The sequence below is a fragment of the Colwellia chukchiensis genome (assembly GCF_002104455.1).
GTDB classification, from domain to species: Bacteria; Pseudomonadota; Gammaproteobacteria; order Enterobacterales; family Alteromonadaceae; genus Cognaticolwellia; species Cognaticolwellia chukchiensis.
Genome location: NZ_NBOC01000001.1, coordinates 226,954 through 243,243, shown reverse-complemented (window position 1 = coordinate 243,243; position 16,290 = coordinate 226,954). Strand labels below are relative to the sequence as shown.

General features: G+C 44.9%; 16 protein-coding genes. All 16 read right to left on the bottom strand.

Going from position 1 to position 16,290, the window contains the following annotated elements:
* Positions 1-30 precede the first annotated feature (30 nt).
* The gene (gene flhA / locus B6K83_RS01165) at positions 31-2,133 is read right to left on the bottom strand and encodes a flagellar biosynthesis protein FlhA (RefSeq protein ID WP_085282416.1); all 2,103 of its coding nucleotides are present in this window, start codon (positions 2,131-2,133) and stop codon (positions 31-33) included.
* 127 nt (positions 2,134-2,260) lie between these two features.
* A complete protein-coding gene (gene flhB, locus B6K83_RS01160; protein ID WP_085282414.1) occupies positions 2,261-3,391 on the bottom strand; it encodes a flagellar biosynthesis protein FlhB in 1,131 nt (376 codons plus the stop codon).
* Positions 3,391-4,176, bottom strand: coding sequence for a flagellar biosynthetic protein FliR (fliR, locus tag B6K83_RS01155; protein ID WP_085282412.1), 786 nt, complete (start codon positions 4,174-4,176; stop codon positions 3,391-3,393). The genes flhB and fliR overlap by 1 nt, the downstream gene beginning before the upstream one ends.
* A gap of 2 nt (positions 4,177-4,178) precedes the next feature.
* Positions 4,179-4,448, bottom strand: a complete 270-nt coding sequence (gene fliQ, locus B6K83_RS01150) for a flagellar biosynthesis protein FliQ (RefSeq protein ID WP_085282410.1) — start codon at positions 4,446-4,448, stop codon at positions 4,179-4,181.
* Between the two features lie 3 nt (positions 4,449-4,451).
* Positions 4,452-5,246, bottom strand: a complete 795-nt coding sequence (gene fliP, locus B6K83_RS01145) for a flagellar type III secretion system pore protein FliP (RefSeq protein ID WP_085282408.1) — start codon at positions 5,244-5,246, stop codon at positions 4,452-4,454.
* On the bottom strand, positions 5,230-5,700 hold the full coding sequence (fliO, locus tag B6K83_RS01140) for a flagellar biosynthetic protein FliO (protein ID WP_085282406.1): 471 nt from the start codon (positions 5,698-5,700) through the stop codon (positions 5,230-5,232). Before fliO ends, fliP begins: the two co-directional genes overlap by 17 nt.
* 5 nt (positions 5,701-5,705) lie before the next feature.
* Positions 5,706-6,098 carry a flagellar motor switch protein FliN gene (fliN, locus tag B6K83_RS01135; RefSeq protein ID WP_085282404.1) on the bottom strand — a complete coding sequence of 131 codons (393 nt, stop codon included), beginning with the start codon at positions 6,096-6,098 and terminating at the stop codon, positions 5,706-5,708.
* 111 nt (positions 6,099-6,209) lie between these two features.
* Complete coding sequence (gene fliM / locus B6K83_RS01130) at positions 6,210-7,271, bottom strand: flagellar motor switch protein FliM (protein WP_085282402.1); 1,062 nt, start codon at positions 7,269-7,271, stop codon at positions 6,210-6,212.
* A 43-nt stretch (positions 7,272-7,314) separates the two neighbouring features.
* The gene (fliL, locus tag B6K83_RS01125; RefSeq protein WP_085282400.1) at positions 7,315-7,851 is read right to left on the bottom strand and encodes a flagellar basal body-associated protein FliL; all 537 of its coding nucleotides are present in this window, start codon (positions 7,849-7,851) and stop codon (positions 7,315-7,317) included.
* Positions 7,852-7,954: 103 nt separating this feature from the next.
* Positions 7,955-10,156 (bottom strand): flagellar hook-length control protein FliK, encoded by a 2,202-nt coding sequence (locus B6K83_RS01120; RefSeq protein WP_085282398.1) that lies wholly within the window; start codon positions 10,154-10,156, stop codon positions 7,955-7,957.
* Between the two features lie 145 nt (positions 10,157-10,301).
* Positions 10,302-10,736: a flagellar export protein FliJ gene (gene fliJ / locus B6K83_RS01115; RefSeq protein WP_085282396.1), complete on the bottom strand. Its 435-nt coding sequence runs from the start codon at positions 10,734-10,736 to the stop codon at positions 10,302-10,304.
* Between the two features lie 22 nt (positions 10,737-10,758).
* Entirely contained in the window at positions 10,759-12,132 is a 1,374-nt protein-coding gene (gene fliI / locus B6K83_RS01110; RefSeq protein WP_085282394.1) for a flagellar protein export ATPase FliI, read from the bottom strand.
* A gap of 27 nt (positions 12,133-12,159) precedes the next feature.
* Positions 12,160-12,966, bottom strand: coding sequence for a flagellar assembly protein FliH (gene fliH, locus B6K83_RS01105; protein ID WP_085282392.1), 807 nt, complete (start codon positions 12,964-12,966; stop codon positions 12,160-12,162).
* Positions 12,967-13,001: 35 nt separating this feature from the next.
* Positions 13,002-14,054 carry a flagellar motor switch protein FliG gene (gene fliG / locus B6K83_RS01100; RefSeq protein WP_085282390.1) on the bottom strand — a complete coding sequence of 351 codons (1,053 nt, stop codon included), beginning with the start codon at positions 14,052-14,054 and terminating at the stop codon, positions 13,002-13,004.
* Entirely contained in the window at positions 14,047-15,771 is a 1,725-nt protein-coding gene (gene fliF / locus B6K83_RS01095; protein WP_085282388.1) for a flagellar basal-body MS-ring/collar protein FliF, read from the bottom strand. The genes fliG and fliF overlap by 8 nt, the downstream gene beginning before the upstream one ends.
* Positions 15,772-15,844: 73 nt before the next feature.
* A complete protein-coding gene (fliE, locus tag B6K83_RS01090) occupies positions 15,845-16,189 on the bottom strand; it encodes a flagellar hook-basal body complex protein FliE (RefSeq protein WP_085282386.1) in 345 nt (114 codons plus the stop codon).
* Between the last annotated feature and the right edge of the window lie 101 nt (positions 16,190-16,290).

Below are 16,290 nucleotides of genomic sequence, written 5' to 3'. Positions count from 1 at the left end.
TTTGCTGTACCACTTACCGTGCGTGTATAGTTACTGGCCGATAGCGCTGACAATTTTTATTTGTTTGTCATCTGGAATTTCTTGATAAGAAATTACTCGCAATCCCGGAATAGTATATTTTACAAATTTAGCCAACACTGAACGTAAAATACCTGAGGTTAATAAAATTGGGGTATCGCCAGCCATTTCTTGCTGTTGAGCCCCGTCTGTGAGTGATTTTTGTAACCGCTCTGCTAACCCGGGTTCGATACCTGCACCATCGTCTCCTGCCATTTGCATTGACTGGTGCAACATTTGTTCCAACTCTGGTGACAAAGTTATGACAGGTACTTCAACACTCGGCCCTACTAGCTCTTGGACAATAAATTTACGCAGGGTAATACGTACCGCCGCCGTTAACACTTCAGGGTCTTGGCTCTTAGGACCATACTCTACTAAGGTTTGTATGATGCTGCGCATATCGCGTACCGCAACCCCTTCATTCATGAGATTTTGCAAGACTTTCACTATCGTGCCCAAAGATAGAATATCTGGGATCAAGCCTTCAACTAATTTTGGGTAACTCTTCGCTAGCATATCCAGTAAGTTTTGTACTTCTTCATGACCTAACAGTTGCGCGGCATTGTTAGTTAAAATTTGACTTAAGTGGGTGGCAAGGACGGTGGCCGAGTCAACCACAGTGTAGCCCAATGATTGTGCATGTTCTCGCTGTGCTTGTTTGATCCAGACCGCATCTAAACCAAAGGCTGGGTCCTTAGTGGCAATACCGTCAAGCTTGCCAAACACTTGCCCTGGGTTAATGGCTAAGTCATGATCATGACGAATTTCCGCTTCGCCAACCGTGACCCCCATTAACGAGATTTGATAGCTGTTAGGGTCAAGATCTAGGTTGTCGCGAATATGCACTGCCGGCACAAGAAAACCAAACTCTTGCGATAGCTTTTTTCGAACCCCTTTAATGCGATTCAGTAATTCTCCGCCCTGAGCTTTGTCTACTAAAGGAATTAATCGATAGCCAATTTCTAAGCCAATAATGTCAACATGATTAACATCATCCCAGCCCAGTTCTTTTACTTCTGCTTCTTGGCGTTGATTTTGTACTTCTTCGGCTTGTCCTTGTTCAGCGAGCTGTGCTGCCTTGGCAATTTTGTATTTGCTGCTAAAAAACGCACCACCAGCAATCAAAAACGCGAAAATCAGAAACGCCACATGTGGCATGCCTGGCACTATACCCATGACAAACATGACACCCGCGGCTATGTATAATGATTTCTCTTGACCTAGCTGACGACTAACTTGCTCGCCCATATCCTGCGCGGTATTTTGACGTGTTACCACAATCGCGGTACCTACAGACAGAAGTAAGCCCGGAATTTGCGCCACTAAACCGTCACCTATGGTTAATAAGGTGTAGATTTCAACCGCAGTGTCAAAACTTAAGTCATGTTGCACCATACCTATGACTAAGCCACCCACAATATTAATAAATAAGATTAAAATACCGGCAATGGCATCACCTTTAACAAATTTACTGGCACCATCCATTGAACCGTAAAAGTCAGCTTCACTGGTGACTTCAACGCGACGCTCACGGGCTTGCTCTGCGGTGATAAAACCGGCATTTAAATCGGCGTCAATCGCCATTTGTTTACCTGGCATAGCGTCAAGCGTAAAACGTGCCGTCACTTCTGAAATACGGCCGGCACCTTTAGTAATAACCACAAAGTTAATAATGATCAGGATTAAAAATACCACTAAACCTACGGCATAGTTACCGCCAATAACCACTGAGCCAAAGGCTTCAATCACTTTACCTGCCGCCGCTGGCCCTTCATGACCTTCGAGCAACACCACACGCGTACTGGCGACATTTAACGCCAAGCGTAAAATAGTGGCAATCAGTAATACCGCGGGAAAAGAGCCAAACTCAAGCGGTTTTAAGGTATAGACAGTGATCAACAGCACTACCAAGGACAGTGCAATATTAAACGAAAATAAAATATCCAGTAGAAAGGCCGGCATAGGGAGAATAACCATTGCCAGTGCCGCCATCACCAAAAATGGCGTCCCCAATCCCGATAATAAATGGAGTCTATTTTTCTTTAAATTATTAAAAGTGGCCGTTAACTGCATGAGCTCTTAGTGATAATTTTTTGACATACCTTAGCCACAGCAATAATCAGACCATTAATTGCTTATTATCGTTTTAGCTAAATTTTATTGTGGCACTGGACATTAAAGGCTTTGAGATTGCAGAGTTTTAGTAGCGAAAGTCTTCAGGTATAGGCAGGTTTTTCGCTAACGGCTTAGGCCGTTTTGCTTGGCCTTTTTTATGAGCATTAAGCTGAAAAATAAAGGCGAGTATTTGCGCCACCGCCGCAAATAACTGTTCAGGAATCTCTTCATTTGGCTCAGCCGTATAGTAAAGTGAGCGCGCTAGGGCTGGCGATGCCAGCACTTCAATATTGTGCTCTTTGGCTATGGTGCGAATATGCAGCGCCATTTCGTCAACCCCTTTGGCCACCATAACGGGCGCCCCTCCTGCTTCAGGATCATATTTTAACGCCACCGAATAATGCGTTGGGTTGGTGATCACCACATCGGCGCTGGGTACGTCTTGCATCATGCGACGTTGCGACATTTCATACTGCACGCGACGCACACGGCCTTTGGTTTCCGGACTCCCTTCAGTGTTTTTCATTTCGTCTTTTATTTCTTGTTTGGTCATCTTTAATTGTCGATTGTGATTCCAAACTTGATACGGTGCATCGATGATCACTATGATGCCAATGGATAAGGCCAGCGCCAAAAACATCCACAGTAATAGCGACACCGCATGAGAAAAATTATGGGGAATATTCTCAGTGCTTAAATTGACGATTTGACCAAATAAGCTACTTAACAATAAATAAGCTGAAATAAAAACCACAAAAAATTTTAAAATTGACTTGATCAACTCGACATAAGCTTGCACACCAAACATACGTTTAAAGCCTGCCAAGGGTGATAACTTACTGGCTTTGGGCGCCATAGCTTGCCAAGAAAAGTTCAAACCACCGAGCAGTATATTGCCGATAAGCGCCGCTACAACAATAATAATATGGATCCATAGAAACGGCACTGCGATTGCACTAACCCCATCACTGGCAATTTGATAAAGTGCGTGCACGTCCATAGCCTCTCGACGATTTAAGCTAAATAAACGCTTCATCATTAACGACAAGCCGGTCACTAATGAGTTCCCCACCACCATTAACGCAATCGCACTGCCAACCAGCACAAACATAGTGCCTAAATCTTTTGAACGCGCTATTTGGCCTTTTTTACGCGCCTCGAGTAGCTTTTTCGCGGTCGGTTGTTCGGTTTTTTCACCGCTATCTGACTCAGCCATTAGGGACTCGCTCCACAATCAATTAAGTAGCAGCTAAAGTCTAGGGCCCGTTGCCATTGCATCACAAAATGGTTATAAAAATTGCCCATGGTTAACCACATGATTAATAAGCCAGCACACATGGTAATAGGAAAACCAATGGCAAAAATGTTTAATTGCGGCGCGGCGCGGGTCATGATACCAAACGAAAAGTTAATTAATAACATCGCGGTTAACGGCGCAATGGCTAACGACAGCGCGGTTGCAAACATCCAACTGCCCCATTGCGCTACTTCTTTTAACTTGATACTGGCAAAGTCAGTCATGGGGATGGGGATGGTATCAAAGCTAGCCACCACAAAGTGTAAATAGGCTAAATGCCCATCCATGGCCCAAAATAATAATGACGATAGAATTAGAAAAAACTGACCCACCGCCGGGACATTGGTACCGCTGGCGGGATCAACTAAGGAGGCGAAACCTAAACCCGTTTGCATGGCAATAATTTGACCCGCTAAGGTAAAGGTATTAACCACCATCACAGTAACAAAGCCGAGCATGATGCCGATTATCATTTGTTGGCCAATCAACAAGGAGGTTGCCAATGAAAATAAATTATCCACGCGTGCGGGTGGTAAGGCTGGCATAACCGCTATGGTGACGGCTAAACAAAAAAATAGTTTAATACGCCCAGGAATAGCTTTTGCGCCTAGCCCTATCATAGACATTACCATGGCAGAAATACGCGCCAAAGGCAGTAAAAAGTCAGCCAAGGTTTGATTGATAACTGACTCGGTGAACTCCATGGCTAACTCACCACACTGGGAATACTAGCAATCAGCGCGATAGCGTAGTCCATTAATTGCTGCACTAGCCAATGCCCGCCGATGATCAGCGCTAGTAGCGTCACAATTAAGCGCGGTAAAAAACTTAAGGTTTGCTCGTTGATAGAGGTTGCGGCTTGAAACACTGCCACCACCAAGCCGATGAGCAAGCTTGGCACAATCACGGCAGAAACTAACACTATCACCAAAAATAAGGCGTCGCGTAAAATATCAACAAAAACCTCAGGGCTCATGAGCTAAGCTCCCATACCATAACTGGTGGCCAGTGTGCCTATGACTAAGTTCCAGCCATCAATCAATACAAACAGCATAAGTTTAAACGGCAATGACACTATCATGGGAGAGAGCATCATCATACCCATGGCCATCAAGATACTGGCGACCACTAAATCTATGATCAAAAACGGAATAAAGAGCATAAAACCAATTTGAAATGCGGTTTTTAGCTCGCTGATGACAAACGCCGGAATGATCACTGTCATGGGCAAGTCTGTCGGCTGAGCCACTTGTTCAATGCCCGCCATACTGGCTAAGGTGTCGAGGTCTTTAATTCTCGTTTGTTCAAGCATAAAGGCGCGCAGTGGTACTTTGGCACTATTAATGGCTTCAACTGAGGTTAATTGCTCTTGCAAATAGGGTTGAATAGCACGGGCATTAATCTCGTTGTAAACCGGTGTCATTATAAAGAGCGTCATAAACAAGGTAATGCCGATGATCACCTGATTAGACGGCGTTTGCTGCAAACCAAACGCTTGTCGCAATATCGCCATAACCACCACGATACGCGTAAACGAAGTCATCATGATCACCGCGGCTGGAATAAAGCTCAGCGCGGTCATAAAGATCAAAATTTGTAGGGTCACTGAATACTCTTGCGAGCCATCAGGGTTAGTGGTTAGCTTGAGCGCAGATAATGACAAATCATTGGCGGCATAACTATGCTGACTCACCAGTAATAGAGACAACAACGCTAAGCCGAGGGCAATCAGTTTTTTTGCGGAAAAATAGCGAAAATTATGGTTGTTTGTCATGAGCTTTAGTCGACTTTTGTTTCAGTATGTTAGCAAAGGATTTTGCAAAATCATTAGTAACTTCTGCGTTAGCTTGCAGGGGTTTATCGAGGGTTTTTAACAAACTAATTTGCTGCGGTGTCACCCCCAACAATAGTTGTTGTTCGCCCGCTTGCACTACCACTAACTTTTCTTTTGCACCCAAGTGTAAGCTAGTGACTATTTGCATCCCGTTAATGGATTGACGCACACCCTGAAAGCGCTTTAACACCATGGCACTAACAAAGATCACCGCCAACACCATGAGTAAAGAAATAATCATGCTCATGGCATCGAGGTTACTCGCAACATGCTTACCCACCTGAACCGGCATTTCAGTGACAGGTAGCTCAGCGGTAGCTGCATCTGTGGCTAACTCTTCGGCATACAGCCAGTGACTCAGCCAAAAAGTACTCAGCACAATGAATTTTTTCATCGCTGTTATTTTAACTTTTTAATGCGTTCAACTTGACTGATAACATCAGTTAAGCGAATACCGAACTTGTCGTTTACCACAACCACCTCACCATGCGCTATTAAAGTGCCATTAACTAACACATCCAATGCTTCACCCGCGACTCTATCGAGCTCAACCACTGAACCTTGGTTCAGTTGCAGTAAGTTACGAATGCTAATGTTGCTGCGGCCAACTTCCATAGAAATGGTCACAGGTATATCTAAAATGGCATCAAGTTTACGCTTTTCTTCACCGGTGATCGCTTCGCCTTCTTCTTCTAAGTCTTCTAGCTCAACGGTTTCAGCGGCTTCTGCGGCGGCTTGTTCATCCATCGCCTCGTCCCACATGCCTAAATCATCTTCGTTTTCTGTGCTCATACTGTTCGCCTTAAAATTTACCCAGGCAGCGTCAAATAGTTGCTGCTTGTGTTGTTATTACGCTTTACGCTGTTTTATGCGATTTTTACACCACATTGAATAAAAAAATGTTTACAGATCATCTTCTAACATATGCAGTTCAGCGTCACTGTCTAAACGCTTACCCCCTTTGGTTAAAATGGTCAGTTCTGATTTTACTGATTCAGGACGTTTAATTTTTGACTCTATCTTTATGGCCAAATTATCACGACTACGACCTAGCTTGGCACGAAAAGAAGGTAGGTTTTCAACCAACACGGTAATATGATCTGGCATTTCAACTGGAATAATATCACCAGCTTTCAAGTCCATAATTTTTTGCAAAGATAACTCGGCTTCAATAAATTTAGTAGATAGCTCTACTGGCACATCCATAATTTCATCTCGCAGCGCCTTTGACCAACGCATATCGGTATCTTCTTTGTCACTTTGCACACCAGCATCGAGCAATTCGCGGATTGGCTCTAACATGGCGTAGGGTAATGCCACATGGAAGTCACCACCGCCGCCATCAAGTTCGATATGAAATGAGCTGATCACAACGACTTCAGTGGGACTAACGATATTGGCCATTGACGGGTTAACTTCTGAGTCAAGATACTCAAAGGAGACATCCATCACTGGCGACCAGGCTTCTTTATAGTCTTCGAAGATAATTTTTAGCAACATTTGCACGATACGGCGTTCGGTGGGTGTAAACTCCCGCCCTTCAATTTTGGCATGGTAACGTCCGTCACCACCAAAAAAATTATCCACGAGTATGAATACTAACCGTGCTTCCATGGTCAATAGCGCGGTGCCTTTTAATGGTCGAAAACGTACCATATTCAAACTGGTTGGCACAAATAAGGTATGCACATATTCGCCAAATTTGATCATTTGAATACCGTTAATCGATACTTCTGCACTGCGACGCATCATATTAAATAAACTAATGCGCATATGGCGAGCAAAGCGCTCATTAACCATTTCCAGTGTTGGCATGCGACCACGAACTATGCGATCTTGCGATGAAAAGTCATAGTCTGACATACCATCAGATTGCGAAAAGTCTTCTACTATTTCCTCTTCTTCAACATCATCGACACCATGAAGTAGGGCATCGATTTCGTCTTGAGATAATAAGTCACTCACACGCTAGTCTCTTTCTATTATTAGTTAAATTGCACTGACAAATTTATTGCATTACAAAGCCGGTAAATAACACTCTTTCAACAATGGCATCCCCTTCCACTTCGCTCATGATCTTTTGCACTTCGGTTAACGACTTATCTTTTAAGGCGGTTTTTCCTGCTGTGGTGGCAAGATCATCAGCATTGGCCTGCGAAAACACTGCCAGCAAGGTACTTTCAATCAAGGGCACATGTTTTTTCGCCGCTTCTTCGTTTTTCGCTCCTCGCACCAGTAATTGCACTCTGATCTCAACAAAACGATCACGCGCAGCACCTGGCACATTAAAACGAAATGGTCGCGGCATCGGCACATATAAAGCACTACCGAGTTTTGCTTTGCCGCTCGACGCTGATGCGGGTTCGCTCGCTGAGTCTGAGCTTAACGCTGCGTCAATTTCAGCTTGAGAAACCTCGTCGTCACCGCTGAGTAAAACAAATGCTGCCGCCCCTGCTATCGCTAATATTACAACAATTGCAACTATGATGATCAGCTGCTTTTTTTTCCCTGAGCCTTCCATTTCCAGTTCTTGTTCGTCTGCCATTTACTCTACCTGTTCTGTGTTATTACGCTATTGGGGTAATATATCCTCGAATAGCCACTAATCCAACGTGTTTTCTCAAATATAATCATTCTATTAGCAACGGTTATGCGTAGTAATCAACCCCTGTTGACGACGCTTGGTATAAGTTTATTGCAACATCGGCGCTTTCTTCGCCAATATCTTCGCCGCTTTGACCATCACCACGCTGCTGCGCTTGACTGCCTCCATGGTCACTATTTTGCTCATTCGCTGCTCGTTGTTCGATATTGGTGTCGCCAACGTCAACACCACTTTGCGCTAACATGTCTCGCAATCGCCCCAAGTGCTGCTCTAACGCTTCTTTTGCCTGCGGGTTCTGCACAATAAACTGCACCGCCGCTTGCTCTTGTTGCAAGTTTACTCGTACATGAACATTGCCTAACTCGGGCGGATCGAGTTGAATGTCAACTTGTTGCACTTTCTGATTAATCATCACCATCACTTTATCTTTTAGAGCATTGGCAAAATCTTTGCGATAAACAGCGATAGTTTCAGCATTAACCGCTGTCATAGGTTTTGCACTATGCACGGCATTAGTGGTCAGTTTACTGGCGGTTGCAGTGATATTATGTTCTTGCTGTGTCATTATTTCTGCAGCCGCTGAGGTTTGTTTCATGGCTTGCGCTGCCAGTGTTTGGTTAAAGCTAGCACTGAGCTTTTCCGCACTTGCTTGCGGTTTTTCTTGTTCTGCTTTTATTACAGGTTCTAAGGTTAACTCACGGCTATTAACTTGCTCGCGGGCTTCATGTGCAACCGCTTTGGCCTGAGCGGCAGGTTTCGCGTCACCGTCACTTGCAGCAACCAAGCTAGCTGTGCTCTGATTAATAATCCGTGCTTGTTTAGTATCAGTTCCTGGCTCAGCTTGTGTTGTTGCCCCTAGTGTGGCTGCCATAACTTGCCGTTGCTTGCCCTCAGCTGCAGAGGTTACCAGCCCTGATTCTTGATTGAGCTTGCTGTCGACTTGCGTTGTGGCTGTATTTATTGCGTTCGTCTCGCGGCTATCTTTGCCAGCATGAGATTGCTGTAATTCAGCGTCATCGCTTGGTAACAACTCATGCGTTGCTCGACGCGTAATCGTTGCGGTTTCTGTTGGCTCTGCAAGCGACTTTTTATTATCACTGATTGTCGCTATATTTACGGCCTTGTTGGCTACTTTAATATTGCTGGGCTGAATACTGTCTAGTTGAGTATTAATAACAGCTTTCGCGTTAGCCTTGCTTGGCCCAGCCTCTGGCTTGATACTGCTAGTGGTTTGGCTAAAACCTTTCCCTACATCTGTCGATGCTGTCGCCAATTTTTTGCTGCTACCTTCAGCATTTGACGCTTGTACATTGGTGTTAGTTAAAGTTTGCTTTTCGACAGCGACTTTTTGTGTTGTTTGTTCAGTTTGCGCACTATCACGCGTTAGCGCTGTTGCACCAACATGACCATTACTCACCTTGCTTTCGCTACTCAATAACTCCTTACTGCCACTTAGCATAGTCAATAAGTCTTTAGCATTAACGGCGTTATTGATACCGCGTGACGTATTTGGCGTTTGCGCACTTAAGGTATGCGAGCTACTGTTTTCTACAAGCTTCGGCTCTGCGGCTATTTTGACATCGGCTTGATAAGAAACTTTATCGAGTGCGGCACTTTGCTGAGCCGCTTTCAACGGTGTCATTGGCACAGGTAAGGTTTTTTCATCGGCTTTTGTTGTGCTTTTTTCTTGCTGTTGAACTTTTGCTAGCGGGCCTTGATTGCGGCTTTGAATATCTGTTGGCTTATTAAGAATTGTAGCGCTTAATTCCACCTTATCTATGGGTAAAGGTACCGGCAAAATATGACTATCTTCGCCTTTAATGTGCGCCTTTAACGGTATTTCAAGGTTTGGCTTTGTCTTAGGCTGGGTTGGTTCTGACTGAGATCGTGGCGATTCAGATACCGCCTTAGTTGCAACACCTGCGCTCATTGTACTGTCCATGTTAGCCGATGCTAATGCTTGCTCGGGTGATATTGGCACGGGTAAAGTATGTTCATCGCCGGCTTTCACTATCGACACGGCTTTGATTAACAGAGGTGGTTGGTTTGCCGCTGCTGACCCATTATTGCCGTGTTCTTGATTATTTTCCGGCTGAGCTGCCGCTGTGTTGTTGGGGTAGTGCTGCGCCATTTCGGCAGAAAAAGCCTGACCTCTTATTTGGTTTTTAATTACCGCCTGCCCCTGAGCTGCTTTACTATCAGAGCTAGTGGCAATATCTATAGACAATACTTTTAATTCAGGCATAGCAAACCTTTCTTAACAATTATTTAAGCCGTATTCATTAACTACCGGCACACTCACTAAGTTAAGCAATTTTTATTCCAAAAGGTAAAACGTGTAAGACAAACTGAGCTATTGAAGTGAGCAGAAGCAATGCAGCGCTTAACGTTTAAAACTGGCGTCGAACAAATTGTTGGGTGGCGATTTCATCAAACATTTTTTGCTCGCGCTTATGCTCGGCTAATTGCAACTCGGCAAGCTTTTTGTCGCGCAAAATTTCTACCGCTTGTATTTTTTGTCGTTGTGCTAGCCATTGTTTTTTGCGTGTTGCCACCAGTGACTCTGCTTGCTGTAGGGCAATTTTTACTTGTTCAGCGGCATTATCTAATTTGGCAATAAAGGCGTGGAAATGGCTATAGGTGGCACTGTCAATTCCGGCCAACGAGCGCTGGCTAAGGCGCTTCATATATTCTAAGCGATAATCGCTAACACTTTGTAAACGCAGCTTGTTTTGTTGATACTCTAACTCAGCAGCTTGCAAAGCCTGTGATGCTTTTCGCTCTTTATCTAGCTCAAATTTATATAACGTATTTAACTGTTTCATGATCACCTAGTGACGGGTCACCTTACTGACTTGCTTGATGTTGTTGGTTTTGCTGCGCATGTGCTTGTGCCGCCGCTAATATTTCTTGTAACTGACTTAAGCTTTGATCGTAAGGAATAACTTCAAGCATTTTTTGCTGTAAAAAGAACTGCATAACCGGTTGTAGATCAATCGCTTGATCGATTCTAGGGTCGGTACCTTTGCTGTATGCGCCAATTGAGATTAAATCTTTATTTTCTTGGTATAAAGCATAAATCTGCCGTAATTGTTGCGCAAGTTGTTGGTGCTCAGCACTGGTAACCAGTGGCATGACACGACTAATAGAACCTTCAATATCTACCGCAGGGTAATGGCCGGCATCGGCTAATTTTCTTGATAAGACAATATGACCATCTAAAATTGCCCGCGCCGCATCGGCTATCGGATCTTGTAAGTCATCACCTTCGGTAAGCACGGTAAAAAACGCACTAATAGCGCCTTGACCGTCACCACCATTACCAGCACGTTCTACTAATTGCGGTAATTTAGAAAAAACCGATGGCGGATAGCCTTTGGTTGCTGGCGGCTCCCCTACTGCCAGTGCAATTTCTCGTTGTGCCTGTGCATAACGCGTGATTGAGTCAACCAATAATAAAACGTTTAACCCTTGGTCACGAAAGTATTCGCTAACTTGCACTGCGGTTTCGCAACCTTTAAGGCGCATTAATGGCGAGTTATCTGCCGGCGCCGCTACCACAACCGCACGAGCGCGGCCTGCTTCACCCAGAATATCTTCTATAAACTCTTTCACTTCTCGGCCACGTTCACCGATTAAGCCAACCACAATAACATCGGCATTTGTGCCGCGCGTCATCATCCCCAGTAAGACACTTTTACCGACCCCTGAGCCCGCAAATAAGCCCATGCGCTGCCCAACACCTACGGTTAAAAAGCTGTTGATTGAGCGCACACCTACATCTAGCGGCTCAGAAATGGCACGGCGTGACAACGGATTGATGGGTTTACTATCATATTGATAACTCGCCGATGCTTTGATTGGCCCTTTGCCATCAAGTGGCTTACCTACGCCATCAATCACCCGACCGAGTAAATCCATAGAAAAGGGTAGTCTGGCCTTAGTGGCCAATGGCACTACACGAGCCCCCGGTAATACCCCTTGTAAGCTTTGCTCTGGCATCAAAAACGTGATGTCTTGGGCAAATCCGACCACTTCTGCAATCAAATCGCCAGCGGAGGTTGCTACTAAACATTGACTGCCAACAGGTGCTTTGACGCCGACGGCTTCAAGTGTTAGCCCGACAACACGCACTAAGCGCCCGGCCACCGAAACTTGATGCGGGTGAATAAATTGCTGGCAATTTTGTAAACGTTCAGTAATACGCTTGATGTCGACCATAGAAACTCTTAACGCTGCTGAATGAAATTATTGATGTAAAGCTTCCTGCAAAAACGATTCCAACACTTCCTTTAGACGCGACTTTACGCTTAAGTCGATATTAGAGGTGCTGTTTTCTATTTGGCAACTGCCGGCACTTAAATGCGGTGCGGCTAATAAGCGCCAACCTTGTTGCTGAATATGCTCCACGCCAAACTCTTGCTCAACCAATTTTATATCTTGCGGATTTAGTAGTATTTGTGTCTCTGGCTCTTGGGCCGGTAGGGCTTTCATACCTTCAGCAATGGCGGTTAATAAAATTTCAGGGTTGGTTTTTGCCTCATGCTTAGTTACCGCCTGCGTTAATTGCACCACAAGTTCTAATAACTGTGCCTCAACATTTTTTTCGACTTTGGCCAGTGGCTGATGTAATTGTTCGATCAAGGCTTGTAAACTGGCAATATGCTGATCACTGGTGTCTTTGCCTTCAGCTAAGCCTTGACTAACACCTTCATCAAAACCTGTACTTAAGCCTTGTTCGTGCCCTTCTGCTTTACCTTCAGCAAAGCCTTTACCAAAGCCTTCTTCTTTGCCTTGCGAAAAACCTTCCTCGTAGGCGGCTTGTCTTATCGCCTCGATGTCTTCGGCTGTTAATGGCGTAGGCTCAACAACTTCGCTTTCTTCAGGTGGCTCAAAGCGCCAGTTTCTTGACTTCCCTAGGGCATTGGTTTGCTCAAGGTCCGCGTGTTCGCTTGCTTGTACATTGGGAATTTGCCAAGTGGCGACCTGCGCCTCTGTTGCCTTTTCTGTCGCACCAGTTGTCGTGTCAGTCTTAGCGGCTGGTTTAGTGCTCATAGCGTGCGCTGCCTGTGTGAGTGCCTAGCTGTGACTTATAAGAATTCATCGCCACCACCACCGCCACCAAGCATAATTTCACCGGCATCTGATAATCGACGGGCAACGGATAAAATTTCTTTTTGCGCCGCTTCAACTTCACTGATACGCACCGGCCCCATAGCTTCAAGGTCATCTGCTAACATTTCTGCAGCGCGTTTTGACATATTGGACATGATTTTTTCTCGCAACGCTTCATCTGTGCCCTTAATGGCTTTCATCAGCGCATCTTGCTGCACTTCGCGTAAAATGGCTTGAATACCACGGTCATCAACATCGGCGAGGTTTTCAAAGACAAACATTAAGTCTTGAATTTGCTGGCTCATTTCTTCGTCATGCTCGCGAATTGAGTCCATCAATACCCCTTCAACATTCGTCTCTAGGTAGTTCATAATATCAGCAGCCGCTTTTAAGCCGCCCATTTTCGCCGCTTGTGCACCCGCTTGACCAGCAAACTGTTTCTCCATAATTTCATTTAATTCTTGTAATGCGGCCGGTTGCACTTCTTCTAGGTTAGCGATACGCATCATGAGATCTAAGCGCACTTTATCAGCAAACTGGGTCATGATCTCTGCGGATTGCTCTGGCTCTAGATATGACAGTACTATGGTTTGAATTTGTGGATGCTCATTGCGAATAATGTTGGCAACCTGTTTCGAGTCCATCCATTTCAATGAGTCGAGACCTTTTGCACCGCCGCCCATGACAATTTGATCGATTAGGTTGCCGGCTTTGTCTTCACCTAACGCTGCGGTTAAGGCTTTACGAACAAACTCTTCACTTTGAAAGCCTATGGTGGAAAAGTTTTGAATTTCGTCAATAAATAACTTATGGACAGCGGTTATTTTTTGTTGGGTAAAGTCTTCCATACCCGCCATAATCATGCCGACTTTCTGCACTTGTTTTGGTTCTAAGTGCTTTAGGATTTGCGCGGCATCTTCTTCCGATAAACTCAACAGTAAAATCGCCGCTTTTTCACCGCCATCGAGTTTATTGACGTCAAAGCCAGCCGGTTGCTGGGTCGCTAACTCTTGATTTTCATCACTCATCTTCGTTCAACCAACTTTTAACTACTTGCGATGATAGCTCTGGTTCATTCGCCACTAAGGCTCTAACGGCTTTTAAGACGTCTTCATCGCGGTGTAAATCCGGTAATTGTAAACTGCCATCTGGGGCAAAGCCTACAGCGCCGGCATCGAAATCTGATGTTAACATATCCATGGTCTCATCGCCCAAATCAATGTGACTATCCAAAGATTTTTCACCGTAATCACTCGGGGTTTGATCTGGGTAAATAAGGCGTTTCAGCATCGGGCGAACTACAGCCAATATCAAAACAATAATCACCAAGGCGCCAAGAATCAGCTTGGTCAGCTTTAAAAACCAAGGCTCTTGCCAAATAGGTAGTTGTTCTGCTGCTATCACGTCAGGGCGTGAAAACGGCAAGGTAACTACGTCAAGCGAGTCGCCTCGTTGCAAGTCAAAGCCGATACTACCTTGCAGTAAACGGCGAATATTGGCTAACTCTTGCACCGAGCGTGGTGTCGGTATCACTTCGCCTTCGGCATTAGCTTGCGGTAAGTAGTCTAGAGCCACAGAAACACTGATGCGACGAATAACACCGGTTTGTTGTTTGGTGTAGCTGATGGCCTCATCAAGCTCATAGTTACGCGTTGACTCCGTCAGCTTACGGCCCGGCATGGCTTGCTGACTGTTACTGGCACTGGCGTTTTCAGGAATATTGCTATCAAGCGGAGGTTGGTTGCTTAACGCGCCAGGGATACCGCCGAGCAAGCCGCCAATGGTGTTATCTTCCACTTTCATTTCACTGCGCAGTGCTGGTAAGTCGGGGTTGTAGCGACGTTGCGTTTCTTCAGTATTAGTAAAGTCCATCGCCACATCAACTTGTGCGGTGTAATTACCTAAACCAACCACAGGGATTAAAATAGAGTCTATTTTATCCATGTACTCTTTTTCACGTTTTTGCTCGATTTCAAACTCTTTACGCGAACGTGATGATACTGAGTCTTGTGAGCCAGAGTTTAGTAACCGGCCGTTTTGATCTGTCACTGTTACTCTACTGGGTGTTAACCCTTGCACCGCTGAGCCAACAATATCCACTACAGAGTCCACTTCTTCTTCGGATAATAAACGACCACGACGTAAGGTAACTACGACAGTAGCCGATGGGTTTTTAACACGCTTAGCAAAAATATTGTCCCGTGGAATGGCTAATAAAACGCGCGCTCGGGTGATGGATTGCAATTCTTCGATGGTACGGGCAAGTTGCTGCTCTCGTGAATGCTTTAAGCGTTCACTTTCAAGCCGCTGGCTCACACCAAAGCCCATATCTTGCATTAAAATTTCACTGCCTTCTGACGGCCCTTCATTTAAGCCTTCACGGGCTAACAATAATTTAACCTTTTGATATTCATCACTTTGTACTGAGATGGTGTTGTTTTCTTGACGGTACTTAACTTTATTAGCGTCAAGAAAGTCCATAGTGGTGATCAACTGCTCTGTGGGTAATTTTGTTAAGAAGCGATATTCAGGTTGGTTCGCCCACAAGATAACAAAGATAGCGATAGCTAAACAAATAGCTAGGGCCATGACTATGGTAATTTGGCGTAGAAAGTCGACATTGCCTAACGCGCCGGCAAAACCAGACTTTTGTTCACCAACAACACCATCATCGCCGTCACTTGCCACAAGGTCATTATTGCCTTCGGCTAGTGCTATGCTTGTATTGTCTGTTGAATCTGCCACTTTTACTTCTCCGCCTAACTACTGTGTTGTATTAATTATCATCTCTGCTTAGTTTGCTCAGCTTACTAAGCTGCTACACAGGCATACTCATGATTTCTTTATATGCTTCTACAAATTTATTGCGTACTTGTACTGTGGCATCAAAAGCAATGCCTGCCTTTGAGGCGGCGATCATAGTATCGGCAAGCGTGACATTGCGATCGCCCATTTCAAAGGCGGTTCGTTTAGCACCGACATCTTGTTGTAGCTCGTTAACATTGGCGATGGCATCTTTGAGTAGGCTACCAAAGTCGCCACTGGCTTTATTGATTGCGGGACTCGCCATCGCGCTTTCATCACCAATGGCTAAGCGATTACCTGTGGCTTGTAGCGACATACTTTGCATTTGAGCATATAAAGAGTTGGTTTTAATATCCATGGCTAACTCACTTGTGTCAATTTCTTGTTACTGAGTAATTAACAAGATTAAAGCAAACATAATGCCAAGAACAAAACCCCTGCAGCACAATCATCTTTATG

What these genes read in the sequence shown, in the direction of transcription:
- fliL (WP_085282400.1), bottom strand. Translation starts at nt 7,851, where the DNA reads ATGGCAGACGAACAAGAACTGGAAATGGAAGGCTCAGGGAAAAAAAAG.
- fliH (WP_085282392.1), bottom strand. Translation starts at nt 12,966, where the DNA reads ATGAGCACTAAACCAGCCGCTAAGACTGACACGACAACTGGTGCGACA.
- fliP (WP_085282408.1), bottom strand. Translation starts at nt 5,246, where the DNA reads ATGACAAACAACCATAATTTTCGCTATTTTTCCGCAAAAAAACTGATT.
- flhB (WP_085282414.1), bottom strand. Translation starts at nt 3,391, where the DNA reads ATGGCTGAGTCAGATAGCGGTGAAAAAACCGAACAACCGACCGCGAAA.
- fliQ (WP_085282410.1), bottom strand. Translation starts at nt 4,448, where the DNA reads ATGAGCCCTGAGGTTTTTGTTGATATTTTACGCGACGCCTTATTTTTG.
- flhA (WP_085282416.1), bottom strand. Translation starts at nt 2,133, where the DNA reads ATGCAGTTAACGGCCACTTTTAATAATTTAAAGAAAAATAGACTCCAT.
- fliO (WP_085282406.1), bottom strand. Translation starts at nt 5,700, where the DNA reads ATGAAAAAATTCATTGTGCTGAGTACTTTTTGGCTGAGTCACTGGCTG.
- fliJ (WP_085282396.1), bottom strand. Translation starts at nt 10,736, where the DNA reads ATGAAACAGTTAAATACGTTATATAAATTTGAGCTAGATAAAGAGCGA.
- fliR (WP_085282412.1), bottom strand. Translation starts at nt 4,176, where the DNA reads ATGGAGTTCACCGAGTCAGTTATCAATCAAACCTTGGCTGACTTTTTA.
- B6K83_RS01120 (WP_085282398.1), bottom strand. Translation starts at nt 10,156, where the DNA reads ATGCCTGAATTAAAAGTATTGTCTATAGATATTGCCACTAGCTCTGAT.
- fliG (WP_085282390.1), bottom strand. Translation starts at nt 14,054, where the DNA reads ATGAGTGATGAAAATCAAGAGTTAGCGACCCAGCAACCGGCTGGCTTT.
- fliE (WP_085282386.1), bottom strand. Translation starts at nt 16,189, where the DNA reads ATGGATATTAAAACCAACTCTTTATATGCTCAAATGCAAAGTATGTCG.
- fliN (WP_085282404.1), bottom strand. Translation starts at nt 6,098, where the DNA reads ATGAGCACAGAAAACGAAGATGATTTAGGCATGTGGGACGAGGCGATG.
- fliI (WP_085282394.1), bottom strand. Translation starts at nt 12,132, where the DNA reads ATGGTCGACATCAAGCGTATTACTGAACGTTTACAAAATTGCCAGCAA.